The organism is Proteus vulgaris (genome assembly GCF_016239305.1).
GTDB lineage: Bacteria > Pseudomonadota > Gammaproteobacteria > Enterobacterales > Enterobacteriaceae > Proteus > Proteus vulgaris_C.
The window spans coordinates 36,739-57,709 of record NZ_JAEHOQ010000010.1; the positions used below are offsets into that span (position 1 = coordinate 36,739).

Annotated in this window: 16 protein-coding genes; 10 read left to right on the forward strand and 6 right to left on the reverse strand. The window is 37.9% G+C overall.

Annotated elements, in window-relative coordinates; all coding sequences use genetic code 11:
* The first annotated feature begins 60 nt into the window (after window positions 1-60).
* The 9 genes from nudF (at window position 61) to JEP40_RS09215 (ending at window position 14,842) form a co-directional block, all read left to right on the forward strand.
* Window positions 61-696: an ADP-ribose diphosphatase gene (nudF, locus tag JEP40_RS09175; protein WP_198623311.1), complete on the forward strand. Its 636-nt coding sequence runs from the start codon at window positions 61-63 to the stop codon at window positions 694-696.
* A 226-nt stretch (window positions 697-922) separates the two neighbouring features.
* Complete coding sequence (gene cpdA / locus JEP40_RS09180) at window positions 923-1,762, forward strand: 3',5'-cyclic-AMP phosphodiesterase (protein WP_198623312.1); 840 nt, start codon at window positions 923-925, stop codon at window positions 1,760-1,762.
* 3 nt (window positions 1,763-1,765) lie between these two features.
* Complete coding sequence (gene yqiA, locus JEP40_RS09185) at window positions 1,766-2,341, forward strand: esterase YqiA (RefSeq protein WP_198623313.1); 576 nt, start codon at window positions 1,766-1,768, stop codon at window positions 2,339-2,341.
* A gap of 123 nt (window positions 2,342-2,464) precedes the next feature.
* Window positions 2,465-4,360: a DNA topoisomerase IV subunit B gene (parE, locus tag JEP40_RS09190; protein ID WP_198623314.1), complete on the forward strand. Its 1,896-nt coding sequence runs from the start codon at window positions 2,465-2,467 to the stop codon at window positions 4,358-4,360.
* Window positions 4,361-4,392: 32 nt separating this feature from the next.
* A complete protein-coding gene (gene parC / locus JEP40_RS09195) occupies window positions 4,393-7,350 on the forward strand; it encodes a DNA topoisomerase IV subunit A (RefSeq protein ID WP_198623315.1) in 2,958 nt (985 codons plus the stop codon).
* A gap of 69 nt (window positions 7,351-7,419) precedes the next feature.
* Window positions 7,420-8,169 carry a 1-acylglycerol-3-phosphate O-acyltransferase gene (locus tag JEP40_RS09200; RefSeq protein WP_198623316.1) on the forward strand — a complete coding sequence of 250 codons (750 nt, stop codon included), beginning with the start codon at window positions 7,420-7,422 and terminating at the stop codon, window positions 8,167-8,169.
* Window positions 8,170-8,558: 389 nt separating this feature from the next.
* Complete coding sequence (ftsP, locus tag JEP40_RS09205) at window positions 8,559-9,980, forward strand: cell division protein FtsP (protein ID WP_198623317.1); 1,422 nt, start codon at window positions 8,559-8,561, stop codon at window positions 9,978-9,980.
* 456 nt (window positions 9,981-10,436) lie between these two features.
* Window positions 10,437-13,661 carry an autotransporter Pta gene (gene pta / locus JEP40_RS09210; RefSeq protein WP_198623318.1) on the forward strand — a complete coding sequence of 1,075 codons (3,225 nt, stop codon included), beginning with the start codon at window positions 10,437-10,439 and terminating at the stop codon, window positions 13,659-13,661.
* Between the two features lie 113 nt (window positions 13,662-13,774).
* On the forward strand, window positions 13,775-14,842 hold the full coding sequence (locus JEP40_RS09215) for a hypothetical protein (protein WP_198623319.1): 1,068 nt from the start codon (window positions 13,775-13,777) through the stop codon (window positions 14,840-14,842).
* Between the two features lie 35 nt (window positions 14,843-14,877).
* Here JEP40_RS09215 and JEP40_RS09220 read toward each other — a convergent pair whose 3' ends face one another.
* Window positions 14,878-15,492 carry a LysE family translocator gene (locus tag JEP40_RS09220; protein ID WP_198623320.1) on the reverse strand — a complete coding sequence of 205 codons (615 nt, stop codon included), beginning with the start codon at window positions 15,490-15,492 and terminating at the stop codon, window positions 14,878-14,880.
* A gap of 175 nt (window positions 15,493-15,667) precedes the next feature.
* On the opposite strand from JEP40_RS09220, the gene folA reads away from it, so the two are divergent.
* A complete protein-coding gene (folA, locus tag JEP40_RS09225) occupies window positions 15,668-16,153 on the forward strand; it encodes a type 3 dihydrofolate reductase (RefSeq protein WP_198623321.1) in 486 nt (161 codons plus the stop codon).
* A 449-nt stretch (window positions 16,154-16,602) separates the two neighbouring features.
* Here folA and apaH read toward each other — a convergent pair whose 3' ends face one another.
* The 5 genes from apaH to surA are packed head-to-tail and all read right to left on the reverse strand — an operon-like array spanning window position 16,603 to window position 20,966.
* Window positions 16,603-17,424: a bis(5'-nucleosyl)-tetraphosphatase (symmetrical) ApaH gene (gene apaH / locus JEP40_RS09230; RefSeq protein WP_198623322.1), complete on the reverse strand. Its 822-nt coding sequence runs from the start codon at window positions 17,422-17,424 to the stop codon at window positions 16,603-16,605.
* Between the two features lie 2 nt (window positions 17,425-17,426).
* Window positions 17,427-17,804, reverse strand: a complete 378-nt coding sequence (gene apaG, locus JEP40_RS09235) for a Co2+/Mg2+ efflux protein ApaG (protein ID WP_109409103.1) — start codon at window positions 17,802-17,804, stop codon at window positions 17,427-17,429.
* 25 nt (window positions 17,805-17,829) lie between these two features.
* Window positions 17,830-18,648: a 16S rRNA (adenine(1518)-N(6)/adenine(1519)-N(6))-dimethyltransferase RsmA gene (rsmA, locus tag JEP40_RS09240; RefSeq protein ID WP_198623323.1), complete on the reverse strand. Its 819-nt coding sequence runs from the start codon at window positions 18,646-18,648 to the stop codon at window positions 17,830-17,832.
* Window positions 18,641-19,639: a 4-hydroxythreonine-4-phosphate dehydrogenase PdxA gene (gene pdxA, locus JEP40_RS09245; RefSeq protein ID WP_198623324.1), complete on the reverse strand. Its 999-nt coding sequence runs from the start codon at window positions 19,637-19,639 to the stop codon at window positions 18,641-18,643. Before pdxA ends, rsmA begins: the two co-directional genes overlap by 8 nt.
* Window positions 19,629-20,966 (reverse strand): peptidylprolyl isomerase SurA, encoded by a 1,338-nt coding sequence (gene surA, locus JEP40_RS09250; protein ID WP_198623378.1) that lies wholly within the window; start codon window positions 20,964-20,966, stop codon window positions 19,629-19,631. Before surA ends, pdxA begins: the two co-directional genes overlap by 11 nt.
* Window positions 20,967-20,971: the final 5 nt, after the last annotated feature.

Consider the following 20,971-nt stretch of genomic DNA (forward strand, 5'->3'; position numbering starts at 1 on the left):
TAAATCTGTATTAAACGTAAGCAATAAAAAGACTCTTAAATGTAACTTAAGGAACATTGTATGAAGAAAAGGGAAAATATACCATTTTTATACGGCCGTGAAGACGTGAAATTGCTCAATCAAAGAGATTTATATAAAGGTTTTTTCCGTATGACTGAGTACCGCTTTAAACATCGCCTTTTTGAAGGCGGATGGAGTGAAGAAGTCAAACGTGAAGTCTTTGAGCGTGGTAATGCCGGTGTTTTGCTAGCTTATGATCCTAAACGTGATGAAGTGGTATTAATTGAGCAAATTCGTATTCCTGCGTATGAAACCAGTGAGACACCTTGGTTGCTAGAAGTGATTGCCGGTATGGTTGAACAAGGGGAAAGCCCAGAAGACGTTGTTAGACGGGAAGCCCAAGAAGAAGCGGGCGTTATTGTTGGGCGATGTGAGCCAATTATTAGTTATCTTTCTAGTCCTGGTGGCACCAGTGAAAGAATGCATGTCTATGTTGGCGAAGTTGATGCAACAACGGCAAAAGGTATTCATGGGTTAGCGTGTGAGAACGAAGATATTCGTGTTCATGTAGTGAGCCGAGAACAAGCCTATCGTTGGGTTGAAGAAGGCGTTATTGATAATGCAGCATCTGTTATTGCGCTGCAATGGTTACAACTTCATCATATTGCACTAAGAGAGCGTTGGTCAGCAATTTAATGCATTAATAAACGGTTAAAGGGTGTTTTTAACGATATTATCAAGTAGAGTAACTATCTCTAAGTATACGATATCAAATGAATTAAATTGTAAAATGAAGTAAAAAAAACGTGATTGAAAGCGAGAATATTTCTCACTAATCTTTTGAAATGTGTATTGGTTGGCAGATCTTTACTACGAAAATACGTTAATATAACGGCTAATGAGAGTGAAACAAGGAAACCTTTTGGAAAGCCAGCTTGAATTATCGGTGAAACACAAAAACACCGTAAGAATATTACAAATCACAGACACCCACCTCTTCGCTAATGTGGAAGATACTCTGCTGGGTATTAATACCTATCGTAGCTACCATGCGGTATTAAATGCGATTAGAGAGCAGGGTCTTGAGGTGGACTTGATTGTTGCGACAGGTGATTTAGTTCAAGATCAAACCTTTGAAGCTTATCAGCATTTTGCTGATGGCATTGCGACGCTAACACCACCTTGTGTTTGGTTGCCGGGTAATCATGACTATCAACCTGCGATGATTGATGCTTTAAATCAGGCAGGTATTTTGTCGGCAAAACAAGTGTTGATTGGTGATAGTTGGCAAATGCTATTATTAGATAGCCAAATTCAAGGTGTTCCTCATGGTGAGTTATCAGATTGTCAGCTAGATTGGCTAACACGTTGCCTTGAAAGTCAAAAACACAGAGATACGATTGTTTTGTTGCATCATCATCCTATGCCTTCTGGGTGTACATGGTTAGATCAACACAGTTTAAGAAACTCTCAAGAATTGGCTGAACGCTTAAAAGGCCATACTCAGGTAAAAATGATGCTTTGTGGTCATATTCATCAAGAAATGGATGAAATGTGGAATGGCATTCGGATGTTGGCAACACCTTCGACTTGTATCCAGTTTCGCCCTCATTGTACGAATTTTACATTAGATACGGTTTCTCCTGGTTGGCGCTATTTAGAAATGTCGCTTTCATCGGATGAAAAAGGTAAAGTTGAAACACAGGTATATCGTTTATCAGGCACTGAATTCTGCCCTGATCTTGACGCAGAAGGCTATTAAGTTATGCCTCGTATTCTCTATTTACATGGCTTTAATAGCTCACCAAAATCTGCTAAAGCCCAAGCTTTTAGACAATGGTTAGAAGCAACGTATCCTGAAATTGAACTATTAATTCCTCAATTGCCACCTTATCCTAAAGAAGCCGCTCAACTAATTGAAATGTTAGTCAATGAGAGCGCAGATGATAAGCTTGGATTAATTGGCTCATCATTAGGTGGCTATTTATCTATTTGGTTATCTCAGCGTTTTCATCTACCAGCTGTTATTGTTAATCCCGCTATTCGCCCTTTTGATCTCTTACAAAATTTCTTGGGTGAAAACGAAAATCCATATACACATCAAAGATATAGATTAGAACCTCATCATATGGATGAGTTACTTGCTTTGCGTATTCCCGTAATTACATCACCCGAACTTATTTGGTTGCTTCAACAAACTGGAGATGAAATACTTGATTATCGTCAAGCTGTCTCATATCTTGGCGCGTGTAGGCAAACCGTAGAATCGGATGGAAATCACGCATTTGTGGGTTTTGAACGTTTTTTTCCAAAAATTATTCAATTTTTAAAGATAATTTAGCCTTTCGGTTAATTAACCTGTAAAACGTAGGTTGATGTATCTACCCGAAAATTAATATCATATTGCCGCAAACACCTGTTATTATAAACAGTATTTTCTAACAGCGAACCGCAGATTAAAACAATGACTCAATCAAGTTATAACGCAAAGGATATTGAGGTTCTTAATGGTCTAGAACCAGTACGTCGCCGTCCTGGCATGTACACTGATACGACTAGACCGAACCATTTGGCACAGGAAGTGATAGATAATAGCGTGGACGAGGCGCTTGCGGGACACGCATCGAAGGTCGATGTCATTTTATATGAAGACCAATCTATCGAAGTTATCGACAATGGGCGAGGGATGCCCGTCGATATTCATCCTGAACTTAAGGTCTCTGCTATCGAGTTGATCCTTGCTCACCTCCATGCCGGAGGAAAATTTTCTAATAAAAACTATCAATTTTCCGGTGGGTTACATGGTGTAGGGATCTCGGTTGTTAACGCACTTTCTAAGCGTATTGAAGTGACAGTTCGTCGTGATGGTAAGATTTATCAAATTGCCTTTGAAAATGGCGATAAAGTCGAAGAGTTGCACGAAATTGGAACTTGTGCAAAGCGAGATACAGGAACAAGTGTACATTTTTGGCCTGATGGCTCTTATTTTGATGTTCCTCGCTTTTCTTCTAAAAGCTTATCTCACGTATTAAAAGCCAAAGCCGTATTGTGCCCCGGTGTTAACGTCTCTTTTGTTGATAAAGTGAATAACACACAAGAAAACTGGTGCTACGCTGATGGTTTAACTGATTATTTAAGTGAAGCTGTTGCTGAATTTATTCGCCTTCCTGAAGAGCCTTTTACTGGAAAATTTGAAGGGGATAATGAGGCTGTTGAATGGTCTATGTTATGGCTACCAGAAGGTGGCGATTTACTTACTGAAAGTTATGTTAACTTAATCCCGACTGTTCAGGGGGGAACACACGTTAATGGTTTACGCCAAGGTGTGTTAGATGCAATGCGTGAATTCTGTGAATTCCGTAATTTACTCCCAAGAGGTATTAAATTAACTGCTGACGATACATGGGAACGTTGTGCTTATGTATTATCGGTCAAAATGCAAGATCCTCAATTTGCAGGGCAAACCAAAGAGCGACTCTCTTCAAGACAAACCAGTGCGTTTGTTGCCAGTGCGGTAAAAAATGCCTTTAGCTTATGGTTAAATCAGAATGTTCAAGTTGGTGAATTACTCGCTGACATGGCCATTAGTAGTGCTCAGCGTCGTATGCGAGCAGCAAAAAAAGTGGTGAGAAAAAAACTCACTTCTGGACCTGCACTACCCGGAAAATTGGCCGATTGTACATCTCAAGACTTACGGTATACCGAACTGTTTTTAGTTGAAGGGGACTCTGCGGGAGGCTCTGCGAAACAAGCTCGTGATCGTGAGCACCAAGCGATTATGCCACTACGGGGTAAAATTCTAAACACATGGGAAGTCTCTTCTGACGAAGTGCTTGCATCACAAGAGGTACATGATATCTCTGTGGCAATTGGAATGGATCCTGATAGTGATGATTTAAGCCAATTACGTTACGGTAAAGTTTGTATTCTTGCGGATGCGGACTCTGATGGCTTGCATATTGCCACTTTATTATGTGCGTTATTTGTACGCCACTTTCCAGCACTTGTTAAGCAAGGGCATGTTTATATGGCAATGCCACCACTTTACCGCATTGATTTAGGTAAAGAAGTTCATTATGCCCTTGATGAATCGGAAAAAAATGCCATTTTACAACGTCTGAGCCGTAAAAAAGGAAAACCTAACGTACAGCGCTTTAAAGGGCTGGGTGAGATGAACCCACTTCAATTGCGTGAAACAACGCTTGATCCTAATACGCGTCGTTTAGTGCAATTGGTGATTGATGATGAAAATTACCAAGAAACCCTAGGCATGATGGATATGTTGTTAGCGAAAAAACGCTCTGAAGATCGCCGAAATTGGTTACAAGATAAAGGCGATGAAGTTGACATCGAAGTGTAATGGATACCATAAGAGTCTGAGGAAAATATCGAATGAGTGAATTGACTCATGATGGTGTAGAGCGTCAACCGCTCCACTTATTTACAGAGAATGCCTATCTCAACTATTCCATGTACGTCATTATGGATCGTGCATTACCTTTTATTGGAGATGGGCTAAAACCCGTGCAACGTCGTATCGTTTATGCGATGTCAGAGCTAGGTTTAAGCAATAACGCCAAATTTAAAAAATCAGCTCGTACTGTTGGTGACGTGCTAGGTAAATATCATCCACATGGTGATAGTGCATGTTATGAAGCAATGGTACTGATGGCTCAGCCTTTCTCTTATCGTTATCCGTTAATCGACGGACAAGGTAACTGGGGGGCACCGGATGATCCAAAATCTTTCGCCGCGATGCGTTATACCGAATCACGCCTTTCTAAATATTCACAAACTTTATTAAGTGAATTAGGACACGGTACAGTTGATTGGATACCTAATTTTGACGGTACGATGCAAGAGCCGAAAATGTTGCCTGCACGCTTACCCAATATCGTTCTTAATGGCGGGACAGGTATTGCTGTTGGGATGGCGACAGATATTCCACCGCATAATGCGCGTGAGGTTGGGCAAGCCTTAGTGATGCTTTTAGATAATCCTGAAGCAGGATTATCTGACGTAATGCAATATGTTCAAGGCCCTGATTATCCGACTGAAGCTGAAATTATTACGGCTCAAGACGATATTAAGAAAATTTATAAAACGGGTCGTGGATCGGTTAGAATGCGAGCTGTTTGGCAAAAAGAAGAGGGCTGTGCAGTTATTACAGCGTTACCTCATCAAGTTTCTGGAGCTAAGGTACTTGAGCAAATCGCAGCCTTGATGCGAGCCAAAAAACTGCCTTTAGTTGAAGATTTACGTGATGAGTCTAATCACGAAAATCCAACTAGACTTGTGATTGTTCCTCGTAGTAATCGCGTCGATCTAGAACAAGTGATGTACTACTTGTTTGTGAATACCGATTTGGAGAAAAGTTATCGCGTTAACCTGAATATGATTGGGTTAGATAACCGTCCTGCAGTAAAAGGATTACTGACGATTTTAAATGAATGGTTGGTATATCGTCGCCAAACAGTCACAAATCGTCTCAATCATCGCTTAGAAAAAGTATTACGTCGCTTAGAAATTCTCAAAGGTTTATTAATTGCTTATCTTAATATTGATGAAGTGATTGAGATTATTCGTCATGAAGATGAGCCAAAAGCAGAATTAATGCGTCGCTTTGAGTTATCTGACATTCAAGCTGAAGCTATTTTAGAGTTACGGTTACGTCAATTAGCTAAGCTTGAAGAGATAAAACTTAAAAGTGAAAGTGATGAGCTTGAAAAAGAACGTGACAGTATTGAAAAATTATTAAGTTCACCACGTCGCTTAAATACGTTACTAAAAAAAGAAATTGAAGCCGACGCGAAAGAATTTGGTGACGACAGACGTTCTCCTATTCGCCCTCAAGAAGAGGCGAAAGTGGTTAATGAACAAGATATGTTGCCATCAGAGCCTGTGACCATCGTACTGTCTGAAATGGGCTGGGTACGTAATGCAAAAGGACATGATATTGATCCTAGTGGTATGAGTTATCGTGCCGGAGATAGTTATCACAGTGCAGTTCGTGGCATGAGTAATCAGCCTGTTCTGTTCCTTGATTCTACAGGAAGAAGCTACACTTTAAGCCCGAATGATATGCCTTCTGGGCGAAGTCAGGGTGAGCCATTAACAGGAAAATTAACTTTCCCACCAGAGGCTAGTGTGAAATACATGTTAGCTGGCAGTGCAGGGCAAGAATATTTACTGGCAACAAAAGAAGGTTATGGTTCTGTTCTCTCTTATGATGAGATGGAAACAAAAAATAAGACGGGTAAAGGGCTACTGACAGTTTCAGAAGAAACTGAATTACTTGAGCCTTTCTTAGTTGATCCCCAGAAAAAGAATGATCAATATTGGTTTATTATCATCACGGATAAAACACGTATTTTAGCCATTTCAGCAGAACAACTGAATGAAATGAACAAAAGAGGGCGTGGAACTCGCTTAGTTGCGTTAGGCAAAGAGCAAGGTGATGTCATTGAACAAATGCTGTTTGCTCCTAAAAATGAAGCATTAATTTTTACTGTCGATGGGCAGCATGAAGTGCTTAAAGCCGAAGAAATTAGTTATTTTAGTGGTAATGCAGGTGATGAACCTATTCCGTTAAAACATCTACATCCTGAGACTGTTACGGTCATTATGTCGGAAAAAGGGCTCATTCGTTGCCAGAAAGGCCATAATATCGATGCTCAATCTGTTGGTTTTAAAGCAGGTGATGATTATTTCGCTGCTATTGAAGGAATGAGTAATCAGCCTGTACACTTAATAGATACCACAGGTCAAAGCTATAGCGTTGATGTTGATGCCTTGCCTTCTGGTCGTAGTAAAGGCGATGCACTGACTGAACGATTAAAAGTTCAGAAAGGTGCGCAGTTACGCCATGTTGTTATGGGCGAAAGTACCGATAAGATCTTAATGGCATCTGATGCAGGTTATGGTTTCATCTGTCAAGTTGATGATTTAACTTCTAAAAATAAAGCAGGAAAATCATTACTAACATTACCTGAAAATGCATTACCTTTACCGCCACAACGTTTGAATAATGAGCTCACTGATCTCATTATGATCATTACTAAAGGCGGTAGAATGCTGATTTTTGAAGCGGCAGAATTACCAACAATGGTAAAAGGAAAAGGAAATCAAATGGTTTCTATTCCGGCATCGCAAGCTGCAAGTGGTGAAGATAAAGTCGCTTGGTTACGTGTATTACCTGAAAATGCCTCAGTAACACTGCATTTTGGTAAACGTAAACTAACTATGTCGATGGCTGAACTTGCTGGCTTTAAAGCAAAACGAGGACGCCGAGGCACGTCTTTACCTCGTGGTGCTCAAACTATCGATCATATTGATATTGAGTCAAATTAAATTTAATACTTAATAATATTGAGTGGGTCGGTTGACCCACTTTTTTTAGGACTTAGGACGCTAAAACTTATGTTAGCCATTATTCGAGGCATCATTGTTATTCTTTACACCATATTAGTGGTGACTTTTGGGATCATTTATTGCATGTTTTCGCCAAGAAATCCGAAACATGTAATGACTTACGGACGAGCATTTGGCAAGTTATCTCATGTTTTTGGGATTAAGCTTGTTGAACGTTTTCCAAAAGATGCAAAAAGTTATGGCCCAAGTATTTATATTGGAAACCATCAAAATAATTTTGATATGGTAACAATGTCGAATGCGGTACAACCTAATACGGTAACTGTGGGCAAAAAAAGCTTAATTTTTATTCCTTTTTTTGGCCAATTATATTGGATCACGGGTAATATTTTGATTGATAGAGCAAATCGCTCTAAAGCTCATGGCACAATTTCACAAGTTGCCGATCAAATTAAATCGAAGAAAATTTCAGTATGGATGTTCCCTGAAGGAACGCGTAGCCGTGGTCGTGGACTATTACCGTTTAAGACAGGGGCGTTTCATGCAGCTATTCAAGCTGGAGTACCTATTATTCCGGTTTGTGTGTCGACAACCCAAGGTAAAATTAAACTCAATCGCTGGAATAATGGCTACGTGATTGTTGAAATGTTGCCTCCGATTGATGTTTCAAAATACACCAAAGACCAAGTTCGGGAATTAGCCGAAGATTGTCGCCAAATTATGAAAGCGAAAATCGAAGAGCTAGATAAAGAAGTTGAAGAAATGAATAAGCGTGATTTTGCTGGCAAATTAAACTAACGTTTACACATTATCTAGATAATGACGAATATAAGCCTGATTTTCAGGCTTATATTCGTCATACTTCAAGTTGCAGCGTTGTTGGCTAGAGGTTCATTCGTGCTAGTCACATACTTATTTATGCTCCTAGCGACTTATTCACTTGTCGCCTAGTTGCATCTTGACTTATTTAGAGTATATGTTTGTATCTATCTCACTTGTCGCCTAGCTACATCTCGAATTATTTAAAGTATAGTTATCAACTATTTTTAGGATTTATGTCATATCCGCGCTATTATGCTCCCGTAATTTCATTTAAGTCCTTTTGTCTTTAAATCACAGCAGCTTTTTTCCTGTCCAATGTTTTTGATCATGCGGTAGGAATATTTGTATTTTGTTGCGGAGAAAGTATGTCATTTAGTCGTCGCCAGTTTATTCAGGCTTCAGGCTTAGCGGTATGTCTGGGCTCAATATCTTCTTCTGTTCGTGCTGAATCAGTCAATGATAAACAATTACCAATACCGCCATTGCTCGAATCTCGCCATGGTCAGCCTCTCTTTTTGACGTTGCAAAACGTGCATTGGGCGTTTAATGGTACGCAAAAAGCGCAGGTTTGGGGCATCAATGGCTCAACTCCAGGACCAACAATTAAAGTTAAAAGTGGCGATGATATAAAACTTATTTATAGTAACCGTCTTAGTGAATCTGTATCCATGACGGTAAGTGGTTTATTAGTTCCGGGTACACAAGTCGGGGGGGCCGCGAGATTAATGTCGCCAGGTGCTTATTGGTCGCCGGTATTACCCATTCGTCAAAAAGCAGCAACGTGTTGGTATCACGCCAATACTCCCTTTAAAATGGCGCCACACGTTTATAATGGGCTAGTGGGAATGTGGATTGTGGAAGATGAAGAGAGTCGCTCCCTGCCTTTACCTAAAGATTATGGTGTGAATGATTTTCCACTGATAATTCAAGATAAACGAATCGATAATTTTGGCACACCGCAATATGACAAAGAAACTGCAAGTGACGGTTTTTATGGTGATACGTTGCTCGTAAATGGGCGTGAAGATCCTTATATCGAAGTTTCTAGAGGTTGGATCCGTTTACGTTTAGTTAACGCATCTAATGCTCGCCGTTATGAATTAACTGCAAATGATGGTAGATCACTTTACCTTATCGCCTCGGATCAAGGTTTATTAACTTCTCCAGTTGAATTGAAAACTGTGCCAATGGCACCAGGCGAACGACGTGAAATACTCGTCGATATGTCTGAAGGGGGCGAAGTTATCATTACAGCAGGGCAAAGTGCCGGATTTATGGACAAACTTCGTGGTATTTTTGAACCTTCCGACTTATTACGCAATGCCAATATATTAACGATTAAACCGACAGGATTAATGTCATTAGTTACTGATAAAGCGCCTCAGCAATTAGCACTGGATGACACTCAAATTACGACCTCAATTCAACCTAGAACAATTCAACTTCATAACAGTCCCCCTGGTATCAATAATGCTCGTTGGGAGCTTTCAAGAATTGATTTGGTAGGTAAACAAAATGGCTGGGAACGTTGGCTTGTCACGGTACCAACACCTCAATCATTCCATATTGAAGGCGCTCGTTTTAAAGTCATTAATCATAATGGGCAAAAACCTTCACCAGCGGATTTTGGTTGGAAAGATACGGTTTGGATCGAAAGCCAGAGTGAGTTGTTAGTGGAACTAAAACAGCCTTCTTATTCCCACTTTCCTTTCTTGTATTACAGCCAATTACTAGAAAATGCAGATAAAGGAATGGTAGGGCAAATGGAAATCACGCCTGTAGAATAATAGCTTAGTGATAGCGCTAAATTAATTAAAATAAAAACAGTATTTTTAAAATAAAAATACTGTTTTTTTTATAATTAAATAATGCAGATTATATTTTTTCGACTAAAGTTAAATAGAGAATAATATTCTTATGTTTTATTTGTTAATTAATTTAGTGTGATTGTTTTTTTATCTATATTCTCTTTATTAAATTGATTTAAATATTGATATTAATAGAAGCAATGTTGAGTAAAGTTAGTTTTAACTTTTTTTAATATAATGTATTGCGATCTAAATCTGTTTAATCTATCTGTTAATTTGTGATTGCATAGTCAATCTATCTATTTTTCTGGCATAAAATCATGTTTTTGAGATGCCCTTCAAGTAATTATTTCTCTAGAAACAAGAGAATCTTTGCGTCTTTTATTTTTGATCCTTAATAAATGTTATTAATTTAAATATAACTGAAGGTACAGAATGAACAAAGAAATAGCTTTAAGTCATCATCACAAAATGAATAAAAAAAATAGAATAAATAAAAGTATATTCCAACTCTCCCTTGTTGCATCCGCGTTACTTTTTTCTGGATATTCTGTTGCATATTCAGAAGCTGGACAATTAGGTGATACAAAAAGTTGGGAAAGCCAAGAATATCAAAAAGACTGGGGCTTGGCAGCAATGAATGCCTCTAGTGCTTATGCGCTTGGTTTCCATGGACAAGGTGCCAAAATCGGTGTAATGGACTCTGGTGCATTGTTATCACATCCGGAATTAAATGATGCACGTTTTCATGCAGTGAAAGCCAAAGGTCAATATGGTTCAACAGGTATGCGTTACCCTCAGGAAATGGGGGGGCATTATGAAAAAGGTCAAGCCTTTGATGTTGATGGAGGTTGGATCAAGGGAGTGAATGATACACACGGAACACACGTTACAGGTACCGTAGGCGCAAGCCGTGATGGTAATGGTATGCATGGGGTAGCGTGGGGAGCCGATGTTTATTTAGGAAATACAGGTGCAACAGACAGCAATAACTACGGGCCTTATCAAGATTACACCTATTTCTATACTGGCTGGAAAGCCATGGTCGATGCAGGGGCTCAGGTAATTAATAATAGTTGGGGAACCAACCCTCGTATTATTAATCAAGATAAAACGTTAGGCCCAGATGGTGGTAATACAACCGTTCATATGCCAGTAGATACGACTGCGCAAACTGAATATGAATATTTCTACTTTAAAAAAGTCTATGGCGATAAACCTTCCTTTGTTGATGCGGCTTATGACGCAGTAAAAGGCACTAACGTTGTACAAGTATTTACAACCGGTAACCGTGATTTTGCTCAGCCTTATTATCGCCCTCTTTATCCTTACTTTAATCCTGAAGCAGAAAAACATTGGATAGCCGTTGCGGGTCTGAAACAGAATGCGGACAAGTCGGGTTATGAATTAGAAAAAATCTTCAATGAAGCGGGTAATGCGAAATGGTGGACGGTGGTTGCACCAGGTCGTTACATTTATTCGTCAGTTGTTGATGAAGAGGGAAATGCAGGTTGGGATACCTTTAGTGGTACATCAATGGCTGCTCCTCACGTTACTGGTGCCATGGGTGTATTGATGTCACGTTACGAGTCAATGAATGCGATGCAAATACGCGACGTGATGTTTACAACGGCTAATCACCATAATCCAGATGGCTCTTTATATGATAGCTGGACTGCGACAGAAGGAACGCCTGACGTGCGTTATGGTTGGGGGACTCCTGATTTAGATAAAGGGATGTACGGTCCAGGTCAATTCTTAGGTAAATTTGAATATAACCTAAGCATGACCCCTCTTGATGTTTGGACAAATGATATTTCACAAACTGCGTTAGATTTACGTGAACAAGAAGATCTCGCATGGTTGAAGGAATATACCGATAAAGGCATTGCTGCTGGTGGCGATTACAATCTAGGTACTGATTTTGTTATCAACGATGGTAACCCAGATCCAACTTCTCATATCGTTAGCAAAGAAGACGCTGAAAAATGGCGTAAAGAATATTACCAAAAACGAGCTGATGCTATTCAAGCTAAAATTGACGCTGGTTTATATGATGGTGCTTTAGTGAAGCAAGGTGAAGGCACATTAGTGATGACTGGCGATAATACTTATCGTGGTGGTACAACCGTCGAGCAAGGTACTTTATATGGCTTTACTGAATCGTTTGGTACAGAAGTAGTTAATGTTAATGGTGGCAAATTAGGTGTTATCGATCGCTATAACGACACGTTCACTCAACAAGGCCAATTAGCATCAAACGAAAGCCACAAAGCCAATATTAATATCAACGATAAAGGCACGTACTTAGTGACTGTTGGGCATGATGTTAATGTCGGAGATATGGCCTTAAATAAAGGAGCAAGTTTAGATATTGGTGCTGATAGTGAAGGCCAATTAAAAGATATCTACCTAAATAACACTGCTGCAACAGGTACCGTTAATGCAGATAATTTAGTTGATAATCGTACTAAAACTAAAATGTTAGCGAATAACAATTCAGATAGTGATTATGCATTATTTGATAAAAATGTTTCTATAAAAGATAACACGATTACAGGTACATTAAGTAAGAAAGAAAATACCTCTTTAGCCACATTTGCGAATAATGAAAATGGTCGTTCTATTGCTAATACTTTAGATAGCACTGGTCGTGGCAATTTATTCAATGCTGTATTACCAATGAATGAAAGAGATCTGAATAAGACTTATGGATCTTTAGGCAGTGATATGTACCTTAATGCTAACAGCGCAAGTGTAGTGAATGTATTAGGTTTAACACGTACTGTGAAAGATCAAGCAATGGGTATAGGGCAAGGCCGTTATGCTAAATTGGATAATAGCAATGCACGTATTTGGATGACGGGTATTGGTCAATGGGGCAATACCGATTATGGTCATAGTAATATGGATGTTGATTTCTATGTCGGTTTATTAGGTGCTGAAATAGATGTGACCGAAAATACCAAGGCAGGCCTTTTCTTCGGTGCAGGTTCAACCAAATATAAAGGAAATGAACACGGTAAAATAGATAGCAATGATATCCATATTGGTGCTTATGGTGTGTCTAATCTATTTGATGTGGCTTCATTGAACTATGGTTTTACACATACTAACCAAGATAGAGATGCCAAAAGAACACTTTGGGTAGGACAAAATACGGGTTATAACTCTACAAGTTATGATGCAAAAATTACTCAAATTTTCTTAGAAGGTGCTTATACTCAATTTAATACTAATCAGTATTCTATCGAGCCATATGCAGGATTTAGCTGGTTACGGGTGTCAACTGATGATATCACTGAAAATGTCGGTAATATGAAATTTACCACTAAGACTGATTCACAAGATATTCAAGTAGGTACTATTGGTTTACGTGGCGGATATCCATTTATGGCAGGCAGCATTAATATGGCATTAAAAGGTGATATTTCTGCAAGCCATCTATTTGGAGATAATCGTCCAGAATCACGTCTATTTTTATCTAATTCGGGTGATGCAACATTACGTGGTGGCAAACTGGATAATTTATTTGGTGTGGGTTTAGGTGTTGATGCACAACTAAGCAAATCAACGACTTTCGGTATTTCTTACCAAGGTCAATATAATAGTGATGTGAGTTCAAGCGGTATAAATGCAACACTGAAAATTAATTTCTAAATTTCATTTGTTATTTTTTGATATTTAAAGTCCTTAGTAATAGGGACTTTTTTTTATATTTATTTTATTTGTTTTAAATTATAAATTGAATTATTTCAAAGTGAAGGTGAGTAATGATTTCAAAAATAAATAATGATGTTTCACCTAGTATATATGTTGAAAATAAAACAACTGTTGAGTTTTATTCAATAAGAGATAGACTTAATAAAATAGAGAACACACATCTTTCTTTATTTTTGCCCACTAAAAATAGAGGGATAATCTATCAAATAATTGAAAAAATAAAGTCTATTTTTAATGTAGAAAAGAAAATAGGCTCCATTGATACAGCAAGAAAATTTAATAGTGCTATACTTTTAACTGATAATATACGTGAGAAAAAAGTTAAGGATCTCGATAAAATAACTATTACTAAAGAACAAATGTATGATTTTATTATTGATTATAATAGAAATAATAAATCAATATCATTTAATTGGTTTGTTGAGCAATATGTTAAAACTAAAGGCGATTTATTGTTAGTTACAAAAATAGCGTATTTTTTAGAAGAAGATAAGTATAAATTTAATCCATTGAAATTAATAACTAATTCTTCATGTATATCAAATTGCTTGCCTTTATTTAATTTAATAATAACAGAGTCTACTAACAATATTAAAAAAGAAATTTTTTTCAACATTATTAATGATTATTTCGATAAAAATAAAACAAATTTTGAATCTAATGAAGAAATAAAAAGAATAGACTTTCATTTGGAAGATAGTTATCTCTTTCAATGGTCAGATGAATTAAAAAATGCATTTAAAAATATAATAGGAAATATGATCAATAAAAATATCGATCTTAATTCTTTTCTTGAGGGGGTTATTGATTTTAAACTTATTGATGTAGAGAATTATTTTAATCATTATGGAACTGCTGAGAATTATGTAAAAGCTTTGAATGATACAATACAACAATATATATTGAATTATCCAAGAAAAGATGAGTGTAATGATGAGTGTAATAAAGCCATTAACTATCTAATTGATAATAAAGAAAATATTAATGATTTTATTGAATTGCATTTAAATAACATTAAAGGTGATTTGTTTATGGGAATAAATAAAGATCAATATTTAATTAGAATTGGGCAAATTTTAGATGTTTTTAATGAATTTGACGAGAATAGTGAAAAATAAAGCACCTTGATAGGTGCTTTACTTCAAGTGTGTTATTAACTTAATGCCACTTTAATACCTAAACCAATTAGTACAACTCCGAGTACTTTATCAATCCATTTTTGGATTTTATTAAGTACCTTTCTGACAGGTGCACTTTGGATTAATAAAACCAATAAAGGCCAGTAAATCACGGCTAAACTCCAAATAATAAAGGCATACCATAATTTCTCACCGATACTGGAATCAACACTTAATACTTGAGTGAAAACGGCAAGAAAGAACAAAGTGGCTTTAGGATTAAGTAAATTACAGAGAAAACCTTGCATAAAGGCTTTTTTAAAGCTGATTTGTGAATGCTGTGTCGTTTTTTCATCAATCGTATGATTAGATTTTGAAAGTAAGCTATGAAAGCCAATCCAGAGTAAATAAGCGGCTCCGGCATATTTTAAAATGGAAAAAAGCCAAGGTGTCGTAGTGATAAGTACAGCAATACCGGCAACACAATACGACATATGTACAAGCAATGCAGCCACAATCCCCATTGCGGTCATCATTGCAGCAGAGCGTTGATAACGAGCCGCATTTTTTACAACGAGAAAAAAGTCAGGGCCTGGTGAGATCATACCAAGTAAAGCAATTGTAAAAACGACTAAAGAAGTTTCAAGCATAATAGCGCCTTGTATATAACAATATTATAATGATTGAATCTTATATGATTAAGTTAACACTTCGAGTATAAAGCAATTATTTATTATCTAGGAAGCATAATTTGTATCGACTCAGGTTTTAGCTTTACGTATAGTGTGAGCAGTTTTTTTCCCATCTTTACCCGTAGGTGTGTAAATGAATATTAGTTTAATCGCAGCATTAGCGATGGATCGCATTATTGGTATGGAAAAGGCAATGCCTTGGACATTACCAGGTGACCTAGCATGGTTTAAAAAGAATACGCTAAATAAACCCGTTATTATGGGCCGGGTGACTTATGAATCTATTGGGCGTCCTCTACCGAACCGCCTCAATATTGTGTTAAGTAGCCAACCAGGAACAGATAGTGAAGTTGTGTGGGTTAAGTCTGTAGAGGAGGCTTTGCAAGCTGCTGAAAATAATGATGAAATTATGGTTATCGGTGGTGGTAAAGTGTATGAGCAATTTTTACCTATGGCTAATACACTCTATTTAACACACATTGATGCTGAAGTAATTGGTGATACAACATTCCCTGATTATGAGCCTGATGAATGGGATTCTACCTTTATGGAATATCATGAAGCTGATGAAAACAATTCTCATAACTACTGCTTCGAAATATTAAAAAGAAGAAAATAACAAGAATTAAATAAAAGGGAGATTAAATATCTCCCTTTTTATTATTCCTATCTTATTATTCCTATCTTATTAATATAAGAATAATAAAAAATAAGATTTATTATACTAACTAAGAATTTTATTTATAAAAAATTATTGTTTAAAAGTAATCATTATTTATATTTTAATAAACTCACTTTATAAGAATAATATATGAGACATTAATCAATATATAGGTTTTTTATTCTCAATATCGTAGTTTTTCCTACTTATTTTGTATCAAAAAAAAACAAGACATTGATTAATAACGATTAATTTTCATTGTTTTTTATGATGTTCGTTTTTGTGTAAGGAATGTTCTTTTTAGTATCAAAAAAACAAATTAAGTAAAAATAAGTAGAGCGGAATTAGTAAAGCGCAAAAAATCGAGTCTTTATTTTTTGCGCTTGAAATGAAGATAATGAAGGGGATTACTTAGGTGTAGATAGACTAGCCTGAGTGAAATATTGTTTATCTTCCCAGCGCAAGCAAGTGAGGTTTCCTCCCCAACAACACCCAGTATCGAGAGCATATACATTATCAGGGGTGCCTTTTCCTTCAAGAGAGGCCCAATGGCCAAAAATAATGCTATAACCTTCAGGAAGTTGACTTGGTAAATCAAACCAAGGCTTTAATGGTGCAGGGGCTTCTAATGGTTTGTCTTTACAAATCATATCCAATTGACCATTAGGAAAACAGTAGCGCATTCGAGTGAATGCATTGGTACTAAAGCGTAATCGTGCTAAACCAGTAAGTTCTGGTGACCAATTATTGGGCAGATCGCCATACATTGAATTAATAAATAAAGGGTAGCTATCACTACTTAAAATGGCTTCGACTTCACGAGCACACATTTTTGCGGTTTCTAAATCCCACTGTGGCGTGATCCCTGCATGCGCCATAATAATTTTCTTTTCTTCATCGACTTGAAGCACTGGCTGACGTCTTAACCAATTAATTAACTCATCAACATCTGGGGCATTGAGTAATTCATTAAGTTTATCTCTCGGTTTATTACGGCTAATTTTTGCAAATACACCTAAAAGATGAAGGTCATGATTACCCAAAACAAGTTTTAGAGAAGAGCCTAAGCTTTTTACAAAACGTAGTACTTCGAGTGAGTTTGGCCCTCGAGCAACAAGATCACCCGTTAACCATAATGTGTCTTGTGTAGGATCAAAACTCACTTTATCAAGAAGATGGCGCAGTTCATGGTAACAGCCATGAATATCACCAATTAAATAAGTTGCCATAATTAATTTATCAATGTTGGAAGTGCAAGGCGGAAAACAGGGATCTCTATTTGAAATAATCGACCGTCAGTATCAATCATTTCATAATGGCCTTCCATTGTTCCCATCGGTGTTTCAAGAACGGCACCACTGGTATAGCTGTAATGCGTACCGGGTTCAATCAGTGGTTGCTCACCGACAACACCTTCACCTCGAACTTCTGTCGTATTACCTTGTGCATTGGTAATTAACCAGTAACGGCGCAGGAGGCGAATTGCACATTTATTCAAATTATGAATTGATACCGTATAAGCGAACACATAGCGTTCATCTTCAGGAGATGATTGACTTTCAATGTAAACACTTTGTACTTGTATCGCCACTTTTGATGAGGTGAACATAATGCCTCCTGTCTCTGGCTTTATCTTATGCCTGTGTATCTTGCTTTTGCGATAGCCAGTTTGCCACTTTACAGTATTGCTCGACAGAAATATTTTCTGCACGAGCAGTCGGATCGATCCCCAGAGCGATCATATCTTCTGCTGTTAGCAATCCACCTAAACTGTTACGCAATGTTTTGCGGCGTTGGTTGAATGCTTGTGAAGTAATACGGCTTAGCATTGCAATATCCGTAACTGGATATGGCTTTTCTTTGTAAGGGATCAAGCGAACAACGGCTGAATCAACTTTGGGGGCTGGTTTAAATGAGGTCGGTGGAACTTCAAGTACAGGAATGATTTGGCAATAATATTGTGCCATCACACTCAAGCGACCGTAAGTTTTGCTACCGTGACCTGCAACAAGACGGTTAACCACTTCTTTTTGTAACATAAATGTCATATCAGAAATGGCATCAGCAAAACTGAAAAGGTGGAACATAAGTGGTGTGGAAATATTATAAGGCAAGTTACCAAAGACACGCAGAGGCTGCTGACGTTCTTTTGCTAGTTGTGCAAAATCAATCGTCATTGCATCTTGCTGAATAATGGTCAGCTTGTCTTTTAATGTAGGATGAACTTCTAAACGAGCAGCTAAATCACGGTCGATTTCAACTACTGTCATTTTATCCATTCTTGCGCCAACAGGTTCTGTGATAGCACCTAAACCGGGACCAATTTCAACAATGGCCTCACCGGGTTGTGGATAAATAGATTCAACAATACTTTCAATAATATAGCTGTCTGTTAAAAAGTTCTGCCCGAAGCGTTTGCGGGCAAAGTGCCCCTGATGGACTCTATTATTCATTACAATTTTGTATCATATTAATGGCTAAATTTAATGCGGTGCAAAAACTGCCAGCATCTGCGCTTTTTGTACCTGCAAGCTCAAGGGCGGTGCCATGATCAACAGAGGTACGAATAAAAGGAAGACCGAGTGTTATATTCACTGCACGACCGAAACCTTCATATTTTAGCACAGGTAATCCCTGATCGTGATACATCGCAAGTACAGCATCAGCATGCGTTAAATATTTAGGCTGAAAAAGGGTATCAGCAGGATAAGGCCCATGGAGGCAAATACCTTGCTGACGTAATTGTGTTAATGCAGGCTCAATAATATCAATTTCTTCACGTCCCATATGACCATTTTCCCCAGCATGAGGATTAAGGCCACAAACGTAGATTTGAGGTTCTGCTATGCCAAATTTAGTTTTTAAATCATGATTTAAAATGGTGATAATTTCATGCAGTAGTTCACTAGTAATTGCATCAGCGACATCTCGTAGAGGCAAATGTGTGGTTGCTAGTGCGACTCTTAGTGTGTCCGTTGCCAACATCATGACCACACGTTCACAGTAACTACGGTCGGCAAAAAACTCGGTGTGTCCTGTGAAATGCACACCCGCATCATTAATAATTCCTTTATGAACGGGGCCGGTTACTAATGCAGAGAATTCGCCGTTAAGACAGCCATCACAAGCACGAGCTAATGTTTCTACAACGTATAATCCATTGCGTGCATCTAATGTACTTGGAATAACATTGGTATGAAGTGCAATAGGGAGTACACAAATTTGGCTTGGTGTATGTGCTTGAGGTGGTGTGGCAGGATCGTATTCAACTAATGAAAGAGGCAGGTTTAATAATTCTGCTCTTGTTTTGAGTAACTGAGGATCAGCACAAACAACCCAAGGTAAATCCCAATTCATTTGTGCTAATGAGATAATCAGGTCAGGACCAACCCCGGCTGGTTCGCCGGGGGTGATAACAAGTGGTTTTATTTGCTTAGTTTGCATTATTCTCGTTCATTATTTTCACATAAGCCCCTACGCGTAGCTCTTGCATCCAGTTTTGTACTTCTTCATTAAACTTACGATTAAAGAGTAAACGGTATGCTTGTTCTTTATTAGCGGCATCTGTTTTATCAACACTACGTGTGTCTTCTAATTCAATTAAATGCCAGCCAAAATTTGAACGAACAGGTTGGCTTAATTCATTTTTATTTAAGCGCATTAACGCATCGCGGAATGCTGGATCGTAAACGTCAGGCATTGACCATCCTAACTCACCACCACGTAATGCTGAACCTGGATCTTCTGAATATTCTTTTGCTGCATCAGCAAAGCTCATTTTGCCACTGCGAATATCAGCAGAAATCTGCTGCAATTTGGCATAGGCTTGCTCATCATTCATGATTGGAGAGCTTTTCAGCAGAATATGACGACTTTTAACTTCGGTGACAGAAAGTGTATTTGAGCCACCACGAATATCATTTACTTTAATGATGTGTAAGCCGACACCAGAGTGAAGAGGCCCTACAATTTGCCCTTTCTGTGCATTAGCTAACTCTTTTGCAAATAGTGTTGGTAATTCATCAATAGATGCCCAACCCATATTACCGCCATTTAAAGCTTGTGGATCAGCCGAATAAGTTGCTGCTAATTTACCGAAATCAGCACCATTTTTAAGTTGATTCATAATGCGAGTAATGACTTGCTTTGCTTTTTCTATTTCTGCTGGAGCAGGGTTTTCTGATAATGGAATTAAGATATGGCTCAGATTAAGATCAATGCTCTGACTTGCTTGGCTTTCAATTTGCTTAGCAAGAGAATCAACTTCTTGAGGCAAAATAGTAATACGGCGACGAACTTCATTGTTACGTACTTCTGCTAGCATCATTTCTTTACGAATATCTTGGCGATAATCGTTGTAAGAAATACCATCAGCTAAGAGGCGTTTTTTCATTTGATCAAGTGAAATTTTATTTTCAGCTGCAATACCTTGAATGGTAGATTCTACCGCGGCATCAGGAATATCAATTTGCATTTGTTGTGCCATTTGCAAAATGATGTTATCCATCACCAAACGCTCTAGAATTTGTTGGCGAAGAACTTGCTCATCAGGCAATTCCTGACCCGCACTTTTTGCGTTCATTTTGACAGTCTGTAGCATTCTATTGACGTCACTTTCTAGAACGACACCGTTATTGACGATAGCCGATACACGGTTTAATTCTTGTGCTGCAAACGTTGTTGAGCTGGTAGCTGCACCGACCGTGATCATTAAGCCGATAAACAGCGTTTTCCAATTTTTCATAAGTTTCCCATTATGTGTTTTCCGCATCTTGT